14 protein-coding genes and 1 pseudogene are annotated in these 15200 nt (G+C 71.1%); 8 read left to right on the top strand and 7 right to left on the bottom strand.

Annotated elements, in window-relative coordinates:
- Window positions 1-124: 124 nt before the first annotated feature.
- Both ACIGXM_RS31715 and ACIGXM_RS31710 read right to left on the bottom strand, forming a co-directional pair.
- Window positions 125-1219 (bottom strand): serine hydrolase domain-containing protein, encoded by a 1095-nt coding sequence (locus ACIGXM_RS31715; protein ID WP_396566991.1) that lies wholly within the window; start codon window positions 1217-1219, stop codon window positions 125-127.
- Between the two features lie 124 nt (window positions 1220-1343).
- The gene (locus ACIGXM_RS31710) at window positions 1344-1697 is read right to left on the bottom strand and encodes a DUF4190 domain-containing protein (RefSeq protein ID WP_396566989.1); all 354 of its coding nucleotides are present in this window, start codon (window positions 1695-1697) and stop codon (window positions 1344-1346) included.
- A gap of 149 nt (window positions 1698-1846) precedes the next feature.
- Here ACIGXM_RS31710 and ACIGXM_RS31705 point away from each other — a divergent pair, with 149 nt between their 5' ends.
- Complete coding sequence (locus ACIGXM_RS31705) at window positions 1847-3070, top strand: sensor histidine kinase (protein ID WP_396566987.1); 1224 nt, start codon at window positions 1847-1849, stop codon at window positions 3068-3070.
- A complete protein-coding gene (locus ACIGXM_RS31700; protein WP_396566985.1) occupies window positions 3067-3723 on the top strand; it encodes a response regulator in 657 nt (218 codons plus the stop codon). The genes ACIGXM_RS31705 and ACIGXM_RS31700 overlap by 4 nt, the downstream gene beginning before the upstream one ends.
- A 243-nt stretch (window positions 3724-3966) precedes the next feature.
- On the opposite strand, the pseudogene ACIGXM_RS31695 reads toward ACIGXM_RS31700, so the two are convergent.
- Both ACIGXM_RS31695 and ACIGXM_RS31690 read right to left on the bottom strand, forming a co-directional pair.
- A pseudogene (locus ACIGXM_RS31695) lies at window positions 3967-4359 on the bottom strand (Helicase associated domain protein); the annotation flags it as partial.
- A gap of 261 nt (window positions 4360-4620) precedes the next feature.
- Window positions 4621-5730, bottom strand: coding sequence for a beta-propeller fold lactonase family protein (locus tag ACIGXM_RS31690; RefSeq protein WP_396566983.1), 1110 nt, complete (start codon window positions 5728-5730; stop codon window positions 4621-4623).
- Window positions 5731-6888: 1158 nt separating this feature from the next.
- Here ACIGXM_RS31690 and ACIGXM_RS31685 point away from each other — a divergent pair.
- On the top strand, window positions 6889-8304 hold the full coding sequence (locus tag ACIGXM_RS31685) for a hypothetical protein (protein ID WP_396566981.1): 1416 nt from the start codon (window positions 6889-6891) through the stop codon (window positions 8302-8304).
- A gap of 183 nt (window positions 8305-8487) precedes the next feature.
- On the opposite strand, the gene ACIGXM_RS31680 is transcribed toward ACIGXM_RS31685, so the two are convergent.
- On the bottom strand, window positions 8488-9636 hold the full coding sequence (locus ACIGXM_RS31680) for a beta-propeller fold lactonase family protein (protein WP_396566979.1): 1149 nt from the start codon (window positions 9634-9636) through the stop codon (window positions 8488-8490).
- A gap of 498 nt (window positions 9637-10134) precedes the next feature.
- Window positions 10135-10506 (bottom strand): helicase associated domain-containing protein, encoded by a 372-nt coding sequence (locus ACIGXM_RS31675; RefSeq protein ID WP_396566977.1) that lies wholly within the window; start codon window positions 10504-10506, stop codon window positions 10135-10137.
- A gap of 49 nt (window positions 10507-10555) precedes the next feature.
- Here ACIGXM_RS31675 and ACIGXM_RS31670 point away from each other — a divergent pair, with 49 nt between their 5' ends.
- Window positions 10556-10702: a hypothetical protein gene (locus ACIGXM_RS31670; protein WP_396566975.1), complete on the top strand. Its 147-nt coding sequence runs from the start codon at window positions 10556-10558 to the stop codon at window positions 10700-10702.
- A 246-nt stretch (window positions 10703-10948) separates the two neighbouring features.
- Here ACIGXM_RS31670 and ACIGXM_RS31665 read toward each other — a convergent pair whose 3' ends face one another.
- Complete coding sequence (locus tag ACIGXM_RS31665) at window positions 10949-11302, bottom strand: hypothetical protein (RefSeq protein ID WP_396566973.1); 354 nt, start codon at window positions 11300-11302, stop codon at window positions 10949-10951.
- A 457-nt stretch (window positions 11303-11759) separates the two neighbouring features.
- Between ACIGXM_RS31665 and ACIGXM_RS31660 the strand changes: the two genes are divergently transcribed.
- From ACIGXM_RS31660 to ACIGXM_RS31645, 4 genes are all read left to right on the top strand, one after another.
- Complete coding sequence (locus tag ACIGXM_RS31660) at window positions 11760-12317, top strand: GNAT family N-acetyltransferase (protein ID WP_396566971.1); 558 nt, start codon at window positions 11760-11762, stop codon at window positions 12315-12317.
- Between the two features lie 685 nt (window positions 12318-13002).
- The gene (locus tag ACIGXM_RS31655; RefSeq protein ID WP_396566969.1) at window positions 13003-13512 is read left to right on the top strand and encodes a nuclear transport factor 2 family protein; all 510 of its coding nucleotides are present in this window, start codon (window positions 13003-13005) and stop codon (window positions 13510-13512) included.
- 233 nt (window positions 13513-13745) lie between these two features.
- Window positions 13746-14288 (top strand): transposase, encoded by a 543-nt coding sequence (locus ACIGXM_RS31650; protein WP_396566967.1) that lies wholly within the window; start codon window positions 13746-13748, stop codon window positions 14286-14288.
- 190 nt (window positions 14289-14478) lie between these two features.
- A complete protein-coding gene (locus tag ACIGXM_RS31645) occupies window positions 14479-15138 on the top strand; it encodes a hypothetical protein (protein WP_396566965.1) in 660 nt (219 codons plus the stop codon).
- Window positions 15139-15200: the final 62 nt, after the last annotated feature.

Genomic DNA, 15200 nt, shown 5'->3' with positions numbered 1-15200 from the left:
CCAATCCGATGCGCCGGGCCATGAGGTCGAGCGTCAGCTCCTCGCCGAGGTGCTCCTCCTGACCGAGGCCCTGGACAACCCGGACAACCGTGCCGCCTACGCGCGGTTCTCAGGGGGGCGTGGTTCAGCCGCACAGGGCCGCGTCGACGGCGTCCTCGGCTGGCCGCAGGTCCGCCATGCTGGTCGGGTCGACGGTCGTCGCGACGCTGGCGGCGCGTCCGTCGTCGGTGGCGGCGCTCCAGGTTCCGTAGCCAGGGATGCTGCCGTCGTGCCACCAGACGGTCTTGTGGCACGACAGCTGTGTCCTCATGATCCCCAGTCCGTAGTCGTAGCCGGGCACGCCCGTGGGGACGGTGGTGCGCATCTGCTCGAGCTCGGGGCCGCTGAGGAGGTGGCCTTCCTTCATGAGCTCGGAGAAGAACCGGGTGAGGTCGGAGCTGGTGGAGACCATCGCGCCCGCCGCCCAGGCCGCGGAGGGGTCGATCTCGGTGACGTCACGCAGCGATCCGTCCGGGCCGTCCTTGTGGTAGCCGTGGGGGTGGGGCCCTCGAAGGGTGGTCTCGGCGGGGGCGGGGAGGTAGGTGTGGCGCAGCCCGATCTTCTTGATGATGCGCTTGTCGAGCTCCTCGGCAAGGGGCCGTCCGGTGACCTTTTCCACGATCATCCCGGCCACCAGGTAGTTCGTGTTGCTGTACCCCCAACTCGTCCCCGGGGCGAAGACGGCTTCGTGTCGCAGCGCGATGTCCAGGGTGTCGCGGGGAGAGAGGTAGCGGCGCTGGAGGATGTCGTCGGTGACGTCGTCCTCGTAGTCGGGAAGTCCGCTGGTGTGCTGCAGGAGCTGACGCACCGTGATGTGGCGCCCGTCGATCCCTTGCCCGCGCAGGAGGCCGGGCAGGTAGGTCTCGACCGGGTCATCGAGGCGGATCTTGCCCTCGCCGACCAGTTGCAGCACGACGACCGCGGTGAACGTCTTGGTGACGCTGCCGATCCGCACCTCGCCGTCCCGGGGCACCTTCGCACCGGTGGCCAGGTCCCCGACGCCCGCGGCATAGGTACGGGTGTGGCCGGCCTGGTCACGGACGGCAGCCAGAGCGCCAGGCACGTGATCGGGGCTCACCATCGCGTTCAGACGCTGCTGGATGGCGTCCGGCCTGGCGGCCCCCGGGGCGGCGACGGCGGACGGGGCGAGTGCGCCGAGGGCGAGGGCTCCGATGGCCACGGCGACGGCAGTGTGAGTCGTCCTGCGACGCAGGACGTGGAACCGAAGCGGCGTACGTGAGTTCATGGAATGTCACCTCTGATGGTGTGTGCGGTTTTGGTGTTCGCCGGGGTTCCCGGCGCGGTCAGTGCCCGGAGAGGTTGCGGCGGACGCACTCGACGTACTGGTGGAGGCCGTCGGGGCGGTAGCACTCCTGGGTGTGGTTCGCGTACCAGGCGATGAAGGCGGCGGCCAGGACGGACACCGCGATCGCGGCGAGCGAGAGCAGCAGGCCGACGAGCGCGCGGCCCCGGCCGGTGCCGGTGCGTCCGGACACTCGCAGGGCGATGGTGCCCGTGACCAGGCCGGCGGCGCCGAACAGGCCGCCGACGACCGCGAACGAGGTGAACAGGCCGAGCGTGCCCAGCACCACGGTCACCGTCGCCGGGGTGTTGCGTGCTGCCGCGGGCCGGGCGGCCGTCGTTCCAGGGGTGGGCATCCGCTGTCCTTCCGTGATCGGCCCGGTCGCTCCGGGCCTGACCGATCCTGGAACACGGCGCCCCGTGCGCGCCTCCCGGGCGGGAGGGAAACCGTGCTCCCCCGATCGGGGGAGGAGGCCGGCAGTGCGGGACGTCATACTTGGCGTCCATGACCTGGGGAATCCGGCCGTTGCTACGCGGCTCCACATACACGGGCGTGCTGTTCGCGTTCCTCGGTGCGGCGGCGAGCGCGGTGCTGCTGCCGTTCGCCGTGCTGCCCGCGCTGCTGTGGGAGTCCGGCCCGTACGGGGTGCGGGCCGCACTGGTGCTGGTGGTGTGGGCGGGGCTGATCGCCGCGGCCGGGCTGGCCCGCACCACCCGGCGGGTGCTGATCGCGGGGGCCCGCCGCCTGCTGGACGCGCCGCTGCCGGAGTCGGCCGGGCCGCTCGGCGTGGACCGGCGGCGGACCCCGCTGTGGCTGCTGCTGCACGTCGCCGCGGGCTGGACCGCGACGTTGACGGTCAACCTGCTGCTGCTGACGGCGCTGGCCCTGCCGGGGCGCTGGCTCGGCGACGAGGCGGAACTGTCGCTGTTCGGCCGGACGCTGCGCTCCGGGGACGGCTGGGCGAGCTGGGCGGCGGCCCTACTGTGCGTGCTGCTGGCGGCGCTGGTGTGCGTGGCGGTGTCGGGCGTCCTGCGCCGACTGGCACCGCGCCTGCTCGGCCCCTCCCCGGCCGAACGGCTCGCGCTGGCGGCCGCGCGGGAACGGCGGCTGGCCGAACGCAACCGGCTGGCCCAGGAGTTGCACGACTCGATCGGACACACCCTGACGGCGGCCACCATCCAGGCGGCGGTGGTCGGTGAAGTGCTCACCAGCGATCCAATGGCCGCCCGGGCCGCCCTGCGCAGCATCGAGGAGTCGACCCGGGCCGCCTTGGAGGACCTCGACTACGTCCTGGGCGTGCTGCGCGAGGAGGCTGCGGGCACGGCACCCGCCCGGACGCTGGCCGACCTGCCCGAACTGCTCGACCGGCTGCGGCACACGGGCACGGTGGTCGAGCCCGACCTGTCAGGCGACCTGGCCCGGGTGCCGGCGGCGCTGTCGCGGGCGGCCTACCGGATCCTCCAGGAAGGGGTGACGAACGCGCTGCGGCACGGCGCGGACGGTCCGATCCGCGTCACGGCGGCGCTCTCGCTGGACGGCCTGGCCCTGGGCGTGGCCAACCGGACCGGCCGCGGTCGGAGCGGGCGGGCGGCCTTCCCGACCTCCGGCCACGGACTCCCGGGCCTCGCCGAACGGGTGCGCCTGCTGCACGGCGAGTTCCGGGCCGGGCCGGACGGCGCCGGCCGCTGGGTCCTGGAGGCCCGCCTCCCCGTCCGGACTCCCGCATGAGCGCCACGCTGCTGATCGCCGACGACGACGCGGTGACCCGCAGCGGCCTGCGCGTCCTGCTCGCGGCGCAGCCCGGGATCACCGTGGTCGGCGAGGCCGCCGACGGCCTCGAAGCGGTCGAGGGGGCCCGGCGGCTGCGGCCGGACGTGGTGCTGATGGACGTGCGGATGCCGCGCTGCAACGGCATCGAGGCGACCCGGCGGATCCTCGCGGAAGTACCGGACCCGCCCAAGGTCATGGTGATCACCACGTTCGAGAACGACGGCCACGTCACCGCCGCGCTCGGCGCCGGGGCCAGCGGGTTCGCGCTCAAACGCCTCCCCGTGCCCCGGATCGCCCAAGCCGTTCGGACCGTCGCGGCGGGGGAGGAGATCCTTTTCCCGGCCGACCTGCGCCGTATGGTCACCGCCCGCCCGCTGGACTCCGTGAAGGCCCTGCCGGACGCCGGCCTGACACTCCGTGAGGAGGCCGTGCTCCGGCTGATGGCCACTGGACGCTCCAACCCCGACATCGCCCACGCGCTCACCGTCAGCCCGGAGACCGTCAAGACCCACGTCGGGAACATCCTGACCAAGCTCGGCGCGCAGAACCGCACCCACGCCGTGGTGATCGCCTACGAATCCGGCCTGGTCGTCCCAGGGCTGCCCGGCTGACGACCCCGCCGGGCACCCGGGCCGGGCGTGGGGTTCGGCCCCCTGCCCCGGGGAGGCCGGTCCGGCAGAGCGCCCGAGTATCTGCCACACCGCGCCAAGCGCGACGTACACGCCGGTACACCTCACGGGGGAAGGAGCACCTACGTGTTCGGACGCAGGCCTGCCCGTCCAGCAGCCCTGGCCTGATCGGGGCCCACACAGCCTGGTCGCCGGCACCGCCACTGAGCTGTCGCGGCGGGCTTTCTGGTTGTTGAGCCAGGTGCCCAGCGACAGCCCGTCCGCGGTCTTGTGCGTGCGCGGGACCTTCGCGTGCCGCTCTCGCTCGACGAACGCGGCCAGCGCGGCCAGGCCCTGCGCGAACCGGTCTGCCCGCGACACCTTCGGCTTCGCCGCGGCTGCCACCCGCGCGGCCGCCGGCTCCTGGTCCTCCTCGATCCCGACCGCCGCCAGCAGGTCCCGCTGCTCCTGGCCGAGTTCGGTCCAGCCGGCCCGCCGGGTGCGCACCCACCGGCCGAGCTGCCCGCCCTCGAACGCGGTCTCCAGCGGCAGCACGGCCCAGTCGACGTGGCCGTCGGACTCCGGCCACCGCTGCCGCGCGACCGCGTAGGTCCACTGCCGGGTGATGGGCCATGCCATGCCAGATACCACCAACGGATTGATCTCCTGCCGCTGCGCCCGGTGGGCCGGATCCAGTGCTGGGGGCTTCTTGTGGGGTACTTCGGCGGCTGTGCGCGGCCTGGTGCGCCGGGCCTTCCGGCCCGTGTCCCGGCCGGGTCCTCTGCCGGGTCGTGCGGTGGTGACTGGCGATCACGGGGCTGTGCCTGGTCGTTGTGGTTGTGTCTCCGCGGCCCCCGTGGCTCCCCGCAGCTGGCACGGCGGCTGCGGGGGCTGGGTGGGTTATGGGGTGCAGATGGCGTAGGGGGTGACGGTCGTGTAGTTGGTGTTCTGGTTGTCGGCGAGGATCTGCCAGGTGTTGCCGGCGGGTCGGTTGGTGACCTGGACGGGTGGGACGGCGCCGCCGCTCTGCTGGTATCCGCCGCCGGTGATGACGTGGCCGGTGGGGCAGGTGGCGGTGGCCACGACCGGGACTCTGGCGGTGGCCACCGCGATGGGGTTGCTGCTGGAGGTGACCGTGGTGGTGACGGTGGCGGTGGCGGTGTCGATCACCGACACGGTGTTCGAGCCGTAGTTGGTGACGTAGGCGCGGGTGCCGCCCGGGCTGAACGCCACCCCTTCGGGGGAGAAGCCGACGGGGATGGTGGTGGTGACGGTGTTGGTGGCCGTGTTGATCACCGACACGTTGTTCGAGCCGTTGTTGGTGACGTAGGCGGTGGTGCCGTCGGGGCTGACCGCCACCGCGTACGGGAGGGTGCCGACGGGGATGGTGGTGGTGACGGTGTTGGTGGCCGTGTTGATCACGGATACGTTGTTCGAATTGAGGTTGGCGGTGTAGGCGGTGGTGCCGTCCGGAGTGAACGCCACCCCCTTGGGGAGGGAGCCGACGGGGATGGTGGTGGTGACGGTGTTGGTGGCGGTGTTGATCACCGACACGGTGTTCGAGCCGCTGACGTAGGCGGTGGTGCCGTCCGGGTTGAACGCCACCCCTTGGGCGGCGCTGACGGGGATGGTGGTGGTGACGGTGTTGGTGGCGGTGTTGATCACCGACACGGTGTTCGAGCCGCTGTTGGTGACGTAGGCGGTGGTGCCGTCGGGGCTGACCGCCACCCAGTTGGGGCGGCTGCCGGCGGGGATGGTGGTGGTGACGGTGTTGGTGGCGGTGTTGATCACGGTCACGTCGTTCGAGACGAAGTTGGCGGTGTAGGCGGTGGTGCCGTCCGGGGTGACCGCCACCCAGTTGGGGCGGCTGCCGACGGGGATGGTGGTGGTGACGGTGTTGGTGGCCGCGTTGATCACCGACACGGTGTTCGAGACGTAGTTGGTGACGTACGCGAAGGTCCCGGACGTCGCGGCCTGGGCCGGCGTGGCCGCCGTCACCGGCAGTGCCACGCACCCCAGCAGGACCAGCCCCGCCACCAGGGCGCGTGCGCGCGCCGCCCACCGCGGGGGCCGGCTCGGGCCCGTATCCTGCCGGTCGGGGCCGGGCAGCCGTCGTTTCCCACAACTGATCATCGCCGCACCTCTCGCTCGAAGATCCCAAAAGGGTGGCGACGCAGGCCCCGGGCCGGAACGGCCCGTGCCATGACGAACAGACGCGACCGCCACGGCCGGCCCCGCAATCGCGGCCACCACCCGTACCCCCAGTCGCGTGCTCTGATGCCTCACCGGCCCGCGGCTGCGCCACCGCGCTGACAGGACCCCAAAAGAGCACAGGCCACCGCGCGTCAGCGTAAGCACCGCAGTATGAAATATGGCGGTTCGACACCTTTTCGTCCGAGTGATCCGGCCCGCGGGCGAGTATGTGCGGCCGCCGGTGGTGTACCGGTCTGCGGCAGGGGCGCGAACTCCGCCAGGCAGGTCAGAGACGTGCCGACCGGACCGGCAGAGGCCCCGAGATAGGGACTGGTTAGCGGACGGGATTACGGACCGTCCCCTGTCGCGGGAGGGGGTGCTGTCGCGCCCTGTGACCTGCGCGGATAGGCGCTTACCCCCATGCGAGGTCGGGGCGCGACAGCTGCGCGCGACAGGGGCCCTGGGCGTGGCTGCGGGCTGGGTGTCATCGCGGTGCGGCCAGCTGGCTGCGCGCCGCCGGCCGGTCGATGATCCGGGCCTGTACCTGCTAATCCCAGCGCATGCCCAGCCAGGTCAGGCGCTGCGCGCGTTCGGCGGGGACCGGGCCGGTGATGTGACTCATCCTTCGCACCGGCTCGCGCGGGGCACTGCGACACACGAGGTTTCTCGCCACCTCGCTACCTCGAAGTGATCGGATCGGGGTATCTAATTGTGGTTTGTCATGATTTTCCGTCAGGTGTCCTGTGGTGCTTGTGTCTTGTCGCGCGGGGGGTGCGGGGCGCTTTGTTGTGAGGAGAGGTGAACCCGCGGATGAGTGCTGGTACTCGTGGACAGGGCGATCTGTCGTGGTACCGGGTCGGCCGTCAGTGGCCCGTGGCCGTGTTCAACAGGGCTCTGGTCGGTGGGACGGCCCCGGTTGGTGCCGTCGGTGCGTCCGATCCGGTTGGCTTGGGTGGACGGCGTGGGGAGCGCGGTGTGGGGGTGGCGTCGGTGGGGTGCGCGGTGCTGTCCGGTATGGCGCTGCTGGCGGCCACGGCTCCACCGGTGGCCGCCGCGCCGGTGGGGGCCGTGCCGGTGCGGGCGCAGCGGGCTGATCCGTCGCAGACCTTCACCTTCACCGGCGCTGCGCAGACCTTGACGGTTCCGGCGGCGGCGGTGGTGACGATCACCGCGGACGGCGCCGGTGGCGCCGACAACACCGGCACCGCCTGTTCCGTCACGGGGGCTGGTGGGGCGGGGGCGCGGGTGGTGACCACTCTGCCGCAGACCGTCGCCCCGACGACGTTCACCGTCAATGTCGGCGGCACCGGCGGCAAGGGTTGCAACGGCACCGGGACGGGGGGTGCCGGCGGCTTCAACGGCGGCGCCCCTGGCGGGAGCTTCCCGCTCACTGGTTTTCATTTCGAAGGTCCGGGTGGGGGTGGGGCCTCCAGCGTCAGCACGGGCGGCTCCTTGCTGGTGGTCGCCGGGGGCGGCGGCGCCGCCGGCGGCACCGGCGCGGGCTCCACTGGGGGGAACGGAGGCAACGGGAGCAACGGCACGACGGCGGATGCCGTCGGCGGTAACGCGGGAAGTGCCACCGGCCCTGGGGCCTCGCCGGGGCTGGGTGGTGTCGGTGGCAGCACCAGCACCAGCACCGGGGGTGTCGGCGGGGCCTCCGGCATCGTTGCATCCTGTGTGGTCACGAATGGTAAGCCGGGGGGCGGGTTCTCCGGTGCCACGGTCGGGACCGGTGGCGCCGGGGGCAGCTTCGACGGCGGCTGCGCCGCCGCTGCCATCGGTGGTGGCGGGGGCGGCGGGGGTGGGTACTTCGCCGGCGGGGGCGGCGGCAGCGCCGCCGTCAACAAATTCGGCATCAGCGCGGGTGGGGGCGGGGGTGGTGGGGGCAGCAGCTTCGCCACCCCCACGGGCACCGGCACGTCCTATGCGCTTTCGACGATCGGGACGGCGAACCACAACGGCCAGGTGACCATCTCCTACACGCTCCCGTCCTTGACCATCAGCAAGACCCACACCAAGCACTTCACCCAGGGGCGGGACGGCACCTACACCATCACCGTGGGCAATGCCACCGGGGCCGCGCCGACCAACGGCAGTACGGTCACCGTGTACGACACCCTCCCCGCCGGGCTCCGCGCCGACAGCATCACCGGTACGGGATGGACCTGCACCCTGAACATCCTCACCTGCACTCGTAGCGACGTCCTCCCCGCCGGGAGCAGCTACCCTCCCATCACCCTGAAGGTCGACGTCTCCTGCAGGGCCCACGCCGAGGTGACGAACCGCGCCACCGTCCTCGGGGGTGGCGACACCAGCAGCCACACGGCCGCCGACCTCACCAAGATCAAGCGCCACGGGCACGACGAGCACTGCGAGCGCCACGACCACTGACAGCCCAACCGCCTGTGCCCAACGGCGGGGCACGTCCATGAGGCCCGTGTCCCGGCCGGGTCCTCTGCCGGGTCGTGCGGCGGCGAGTGGCGATCACGGGGCTGTGCCTGGTCGTTGTGGTCGTGTCTCCGCGGCCCCCGTGGCTCCCCGCAGCTGGCACGGCGGCTGCGGGAGCTGGGTGGGCTATGGGGCGCAGACGGCGTAGGGGGTGACGTTGGTGTAGTTGGTGTTCTGGTTGTCGGCGAGGATCTGCCAGGTGTTGCCGGCGGGTCGGTTGGTGACCTGGACGGGTGGGACGGCGCCGCCGCTCTGCTGGTATCCGCCGCCGGTGATCACGTGGCCGGCGGGACAGGTGGCGGTGGCCACCACCGGGACCCTGGCCGTGGCCACCCCACGGGGGGCGATGCCAGAGGAGAGGGTGGTGGTGACGGTGTCGGTGGCCGTGTCGATCACCGACACGGTGCTCAAGTTGCTGTTGGTGACGTAGGCGCGGGTACCGCCCGGGCTGAACGCCACCGCGAACGGCGAAAGGCCGACAGGGATGGTGGTGGTGACGGTGTTGGTGGCCGCGTTGATCACGGACACGGTGTTCGAGAGGCCGTTGGTGACGTAGGCGGTGGTGCCGTCCGGGCTGAACGCCACTCCCTGGGGGACGGAGCCGACAGGGATGGTGGTGGTGACGGTGTTGGTGGCGGTGTTGATCACGGACACGTTGTTCGAGAGGCCGTTGGTGACGTAGGCGGTGGTGCCGTCCGGGCTGAACGCCACCCCTTCGGGGTTGCTGCCGACGGGGATGGTGGTGGTGACGGTGTTGGTGGCGGTGTTGATCACGGACACGTTGCCCGAGCCGAGGTTGTTGACGTAGGCGGTGGTGCCGTTCGGGCTGACCGCCACCGCGAACGGCGAAGTGCCGACGGGGATGGTGGTGGTGACGGTGTTGGTGGCGGTGTTGATCACGGACACGTTGCCCGAGCTCTCGTTGGTGACGTAGGCGGTGGTGCCGTCGGGGCTGACCGCCACCGCGAACGGCGAAGTGCCGACGGGGATGGTGGTGGTGACGGTGTTGGTAGTGGTGTTGATCACGGACACGGTGTTCGAAGCGAGGTTGGCGACGTAGGCGGTGGTGCCGTCCGGGCTGACCGCCACCCCTTCGGGTTGGGTGCCGACGGGGATGGTGGTGGTGACGGTGTTGGTGGCCAGATTGAGCACCGACACGGTGTTCGAGACGGCGTTGGCGATATAGGCGAAGGTCCCGGACGTCGCGGCCCGGGCCGGGACGGCCGCCGTCACCGGCAGTGCCACGCCCCCCAGCAGCACCAGCCCCGCCACCATGGCGCGTGCCCGTGCCGCCCACCGCGGGGCCCGACAAGCGCCTGCATCGTGCCCCGCCGGGCCGGGCAGTCGTCGTCTCCCACAACTGATCATCGCCGTACCTCTCGCTCGAAGAACCCAAGGATGTGGCGACGCAGGCCCCCGGGGGCCGGAACGGCCCGTGCCATGACGACAGACGCGACCGCCACGGCCCGCCCCGCCACGACAGCCACCACCCGGGCCCACAGCCGTGTGCCTCACCGGCCTGGGGCGGGCTGCGCCACCGCGCTGACAGGACCCCAAAAGAGCACAGGCCACCGCGCGTCAGCGTAAGCACCGCAGTATGAAATATGGCGGTTCAACACCTTTTCGTCCGAGTGATCCTGCCTGCGGGCGAGCATGTGCGGCCGCCGGTGGTGTACCGGCATGAAATTGCCACGCGGGGCCGCACGCCAGGCGGCGAACCCGACTCGTCACAGGACAACACCGCCCGGGCCACAAAACCCCTGACCGGACGGCCTACCAGGCCACGCCCAAAGCCTCCAACCGCCCGCGCTGCTCCTCGCTCAGCTTGTCCCGCCAGGCGCGCTGGTTGCTCAGCCAGGCGCCCAGCGACAGCCCCTCCGCGGTCTTGTGCGTGCGCGGCACCTTCGCGTGCCCCTCCCACTCGACGAACACGGCCGGCGCCGCCAGGTGCCCGAACCGGTCCGCCCGCGACACCTTCGGCTTCGCCGCAGCCGCCGCCCGCGTGGCTGCCAGCCCCTGGTCCTCCTCGATCCCGACCGCCGCCAGCAGGTCCCGCTGCTCCTGGCCGAGCCCGGCCCAGCCGGCCCGCTGCGCCCACACCCACCGGCCCAGTGCCTCGCCGACCAGCTGCCATCGGATGGCCAACCGCCGCCCTGAGTACCCAAGCTCTCAGCCGGGCGGGCACACTGGCGCGGTGAACGATGCGAATGCGGTGGTCAACGGTCTGGTCACGGCTGGTCTCGGCTTCCTCGGCTTCTTCCTCGGTTCCCGTGCCCGGCGTCTTCTACGGGCGCGGAGGCTACGCGAGGCCGACGGACGTGAGGAGCCGCGATGCCTGTGAGGTTGCGTTTCGCTGTCGTCGTGGGCTGCAACGGCTTGTCGAGGCGGCCGGCGGGATGATGCCTGGTCAGCGGCGGCATTAGCGAGTACGACGTCATCGTGGTGCGGTTTTGGGCGTCAAGCCGATGTCGTGTCCGCTGGCCGGCGGGATGCAGCTTCCCACGGGGCCGGGGCACGCGGGTGGCCCGGGCACAGGCTGGCGGCGACGGCCTGGAGCGCCTCTCGGCGGGCACCGGGCCTGCGCGGGTCAGCGCCAGTCGAGTCCGAGTTCGGCGAGCGCGGTCAGCTGCGCCTCGGTGAGCTTGGTCCGCCAGGTCTTGGTATTGGAGATCCAGACCCCGAGCTTGACCGGTACGGTGTCGCCGCCCCCAACCGCCGTCCGGCCCGGCCTCTTCCAAGTGGGCTCCGGGGCCTTGCGGCCCCGGAGCGGGTGGGGGCGCTGCAGCCACAGCAGGCCCCGGATGCCGGGCGCGCCCAGGAGAAGCCGACCGAGCCTGACGGGTCGCTCCGAGAGGAGCAGGTCCTCAGGCTCCCCGCTGTGGTCTGGGTCGTGATCCTTGTGGTGCTGATCGCCGCCATGGCACAGCAGGCCCGCGCCCACGGGCGCCCGGACGCGGCCGAGCGACTGGTCGACCTGCTACGCGGGGACGACTCAGCGGGTGACCGGCGCGACCATGCCCGGCGGCCGGGGGCCCGGGCAGGGCGGGAGTACCGGTTGCTCAGTTCGCCCAACTTTGGTGTCACAAAATAGCGTTGTCACCGAAGTTGGGACAACGGGTCAGGGACCGGCTGCCGGTCCTCTTCCACCTGCTGTGGTCCGGAGCCCTGGTCACGGATCTGGTGGGTAGGCTGATGCAGACGGACATCCAGATCGGGCCGACGGGTCAGAAGCCGCTGCCGCTGCCGGCGTCTGAAGCTCCTGCCCGGCGGATCTTTCCGGGCGCACGCAACTGGCATCTCGTCGGAGCGCGTCTCGATGTGCGGCAACGTCAGAAGTCGTTGCCCGCAGTGGTCATACGAGGTCGAACCGTGTGGCCGAGAGGATCAGGAGCCGTTCCATGTCGGATGAGATCACGGTGCACCCCGTCGCCTGGCCACCTGCCCCCATCAGGACCGATCGGCTCGTGCTCCGCGAGTCCGAGGCCCGGGACCGTGCCGCGTTCATCGAGTTGTTCGCCTCGCCAGAGGTGGGCACCTACGTCGGCGGCTCCCGACCGCGTGACGAGCTCGAGCGCGCGATGCCCGAGGTGCCCGGGCAGCGCTTCGGCTTCTTCGTGGTCGGGCTCAACGGAACAACGATCGGCATGATCACGCTCGATCGGCGCGACCCGGAACGCAAGGGCCACATCCGTCCGGAAGGCGGGGAGGTCGAGCTCGGCTACATGTTTCTGCCGCAGGTATGGGGACGCGGGTACGCAACTGAGGCGTGCGCGGCGACGCTCAACTGGTTCGCCGGCGCGCTTCCCGGCGAGCCGGTGGTGCTCTCCACCCAGACCGCCAATGAGGCCTCGATGCGCGTCGCGGCGAAGCTGGGGTTCACCGAGGTGGAGCGGTTCGAGGACTACGGCGCCGAGCAGTGGCTCGGCGTGTGGTCCCCGGGCACGCCGTCCGATTGAGCTCATGCCCGACAGCGCGACGGATCCACGGGGCCACCGATCGGTGGCGCACCGCTTGCGCCAGTGCTTTCCAACTTCGCTGTCACAAACCGGTACTGTTCCCAACTTCGGTGACAACCGTCCCAACTTCGCCGTCACAGGTCAGGGGCAGTCGGCCAGCGTGTTGCCGTGGATGGCGGCGAGCGCCAGGACGCTGTCGACGCTCTCGCCCCCGCGAAGGCGGCGGCGCACGTGCATCCCGTCGACCACGACGTTCAAGGACCGCACTGACAGCCCCCGCTCGAGGCAGTCGCCTGCTACCGAAGCGCCGTGGACGCCGAGCCCCGCCATCCACTCCTCAAGCTCCAACAACGAGCAGCCCGAGCGCACCCATTGCCGAGCGACCTCCACCGCCCGGGTCGGAGCCAGGGACGGGCAGCAGGCTGTCTCTCATGCCATGAGCCGCGAGATTCTACAGTCCCCCATCAGGCCCGGGACAAGGTCAAGGCCGACGTCGCCTGCTTGGCCCTGGTGGCCGGCTGTTCTGCGCGTTGAACACTCGCCGGCGACTGGCCGAACCGCACTCTGTTAGAGCATGTAACTTTCGCTATTGACTCTCGCAGATCAATGGTGTTACAACTTCTAACGAACGCGAACGGGTCACTCGGCCCGGGCGGTATGCCAGCACCCGAAGGAGAACGTCACCATGAAGCTCAGCTCGCCCCGCGCCATGACCACGCTGATCGGCGCAGCGGCGGTCGCCACCGCGCTCACCAGCACCGCCGCTGCCGCGCAGCCCGCCAAGCAGCACCTGCCGAGGATCGTCTCCAGCTGGGCCGCCGCCTGGAACGGCACTGACCCCCAGGCGCTTGGCGCCCTGTTCGCCACAGACGGCACCTACACCGATCAGGCTGTGGGCGTCACCTTCCATGGTCGCCAGGAGATCTCCGGTTGGAAGGCCCGCGCCGACAGCAGCATCGACAACGTTCACGTCACCGTACGAGCCGCCTACCACGACGGCGATCACATCACCATCGAGGCCATCTACTCCGGCCACCTCAAGGGCGCACCCAAGCCCTTCGCCGTGCCGATGGCCACCCTCCTCGACCTAGACAGCCACCGCCAGATCACCTCCAACCAGGACTACTACAACCTCAACGCCGTCCTCACCCAGTCCGGTCTGCCCACCAACTGGACCCCGCCCACCTCCTCATGACACTGCCAAGCCGCCGAGACCGGGGCACTCACAACCGACTCCCCGGGCGGGATCGGCCCGGTGACGTCCTGGACGACGGAGGTCGAGTTCGCATTGCCGGGCAGTAAGCGCAAGGTGCGCCCGGACACGGTGTTCCAGGCCCCGGAGATCGGGGTGCCGGTACTCCTGGTCGAGGTCGACCGCTCCACCATGTCCAAGGCCCGGGTCGCCGCGAAGTTGGGCCCTGAACCCGGATGTTGGACGCCAGAGACACTTGGATCTTGATGGTCCAGGTGGACAGGAGTCCCGCACAGATGGTGATGAAGCACTACCCGCCGCGGTTCAAGGTGGACGCGGTCGCGTTGTACCGGTCCCGGCCGGGCGCGACGATCAAGTCGGTCGCCGAGGATCTCGGGGTGAGCACCGGGACTCCGCGCAACTGGATCCGGGCCGCCGACGGACGCCGTCCCGTCTCGCACTCAGCTGCGGGCTCCCTCGCGCCGGCCCCGGACGGAGACACGGTCCAGGCCGAGCTCGCGGCCGCACGCAAGAGGATCCGCGAGCTGGAGGAGGAGCGCGACATCCTTCAGGAAGACCTCGCGGCCGTCGGCCAGCACCAGGCGCGAGGCAAGCCCCGGCGTGTACCCGCCGCCGGCCGTCGAGTCCCGCACCACACCGGTGTTCAAGCGGGCTTCTACATACGACCGGATCATCGGCGGCATCGAGTCCCAACTCGGGCGCACGGAAGTCGAGTTCATGTAGCAAGTCTAGGGAGTGCGAGACCGCCGGATGACTGAGTCGATGCCGAGCGCCGCCAGCAGGTCCCGCTGCTCTCGCCCTGATCGCTCTCCGCCGCCGGACGGCCGCCCCACACCCCTACCACCGCCACCGCCCACAGGGCAGCGGATCCTCTCCAGCCACTCCCCGTTCGAGCGGATCCCCCTGTTCGAGCCCTGCCGCCGAAACCGAGGTGCGACCATGGCCGCCATGACCGACCTGCGACTCGACGCCCCTGAGTCTCCCGCTCTGATCGCCATCCAGCAACGCACCGGCATGGCCGACGAGATGTGGCGCGAGATCGCCCCGCTGCTCGCCGACGAGGGCATCACCGAAGACACCGACCCGACCGACCTCCCCACGCTCCAAGCCGCCCTGGACCGCGCCGTCGCCCGCTACAACACCGCGCTGTTCACCCCTACCGGACGAGCCCGCAGCGACGCGGCCGCGCTGCTGCGCCAGGTCGTCGCCTCGATCGCCGCCGACGAGACTGAGCACGCCGCCCGCCTACTCGACTCCCTCGGCCCGGACTCCACCGCCGAACAGCCGGTCACCACCTCGCACGCCGCCGGCCTGGCCCTGTCCCTGCTGGGCGCCTGGTCGGCCAACACCACCAGCGACATCCCCGCCGGCCTGCTCCAAGGCACCGCCCTGCCCGCCGGACACTGGCGCGGCGAGCGGGCCGCCCGCGACATCCTTGCCCTCGCGCGCAAGGGCCGCGCGCACCGCTCGGTCCAGAAGCTCATCGTCCAGCACGGCGGCCACCACGTCACCGACGGCGCCGCCCTCGCCCTGGCCGCCACCGTCCAGACGTGGGCGCAGCGAACCGGCACCCCGGCCGCCGACGTCGCCGAAGCAGCCATCGGCTGACTGCCGATCTTCCAGCGAAGCCCCATGACGGACGCCGATGGGCTCTACGGTCCCGGCGTCGC

Source organism: Kitasatospora sp. NPDC052896 (assembly GCF_044547075.1).
GTDB lineage: Bacteria > Actinomycetota > Actinomycetes > Streptomycetales > Streptomycetaceae > Kitasatospora.
Note: the sequence above shows the minus strand (reverse complement) of the source record. Positions and strands in the feature narration are given on the sequence as shown.

Bases quoted from the DNA above. Each gene is read 5' to 3' on its own strand.
- ACIGXM_RS31710 (WP_396566989.1), bottom strand. From the start codon at position 1,697: ATGCCCACCCCTGGAACGACGGCCGCCCGGCCCGCGGCAGCACGCAAC.
- ACIGXM_RS31650 (WP_396566967.1), top strand. From the start codon at position 13,746: ATGTTGGACGCCAGAGACACTTGGATCTTGATGGTCCAGGTGGACAGG.
- ACIGXM_RS31700 (WP_396566985.1), top strand. From the start codon at position 3,067: ATGAGCGCCACGCTGCTGATCGCCGACGACGACGCGGTGACCCGCAGC.
- ACIGXM_RS31660 (WP_396566971.1), top strand. From the start codon at position 11,760: ATGTCGGATGAGATCACGGTGCACCCCGTCGCCTGGCCACCTGCCCCC.
- ACIGXM_RS31655 (WP_396566969.1), top strand. From the start codon at position 13,003: ATGAAGCTCAGCTCGCCCCGCGCCATGACCACGCTGATCGGCGCAGCG.
- ACIGXM_RS31645 (WP_396566965.1), top strand. From the start codon at position 14,479: ATGACCGACCTGCGACTCGACGCCCCTGAGTCTCCCGCTCTGATCGCC.
- ACIGXM_RS31680 (WP_396566979.1), bottom strand. From the start codon at position 9,636: ATGGTGGCGGGGCTGGTGCTGCTGGGGGGCGTGGCACTGCCGGTGACG.
- ACIGXM_RS31705 (WP_396566987.1), top strand. From the start codon at position 1,847: ATGACCTGGGGAATCCGGCCGTTGCTACGCGGCTCCACATACACGGGC.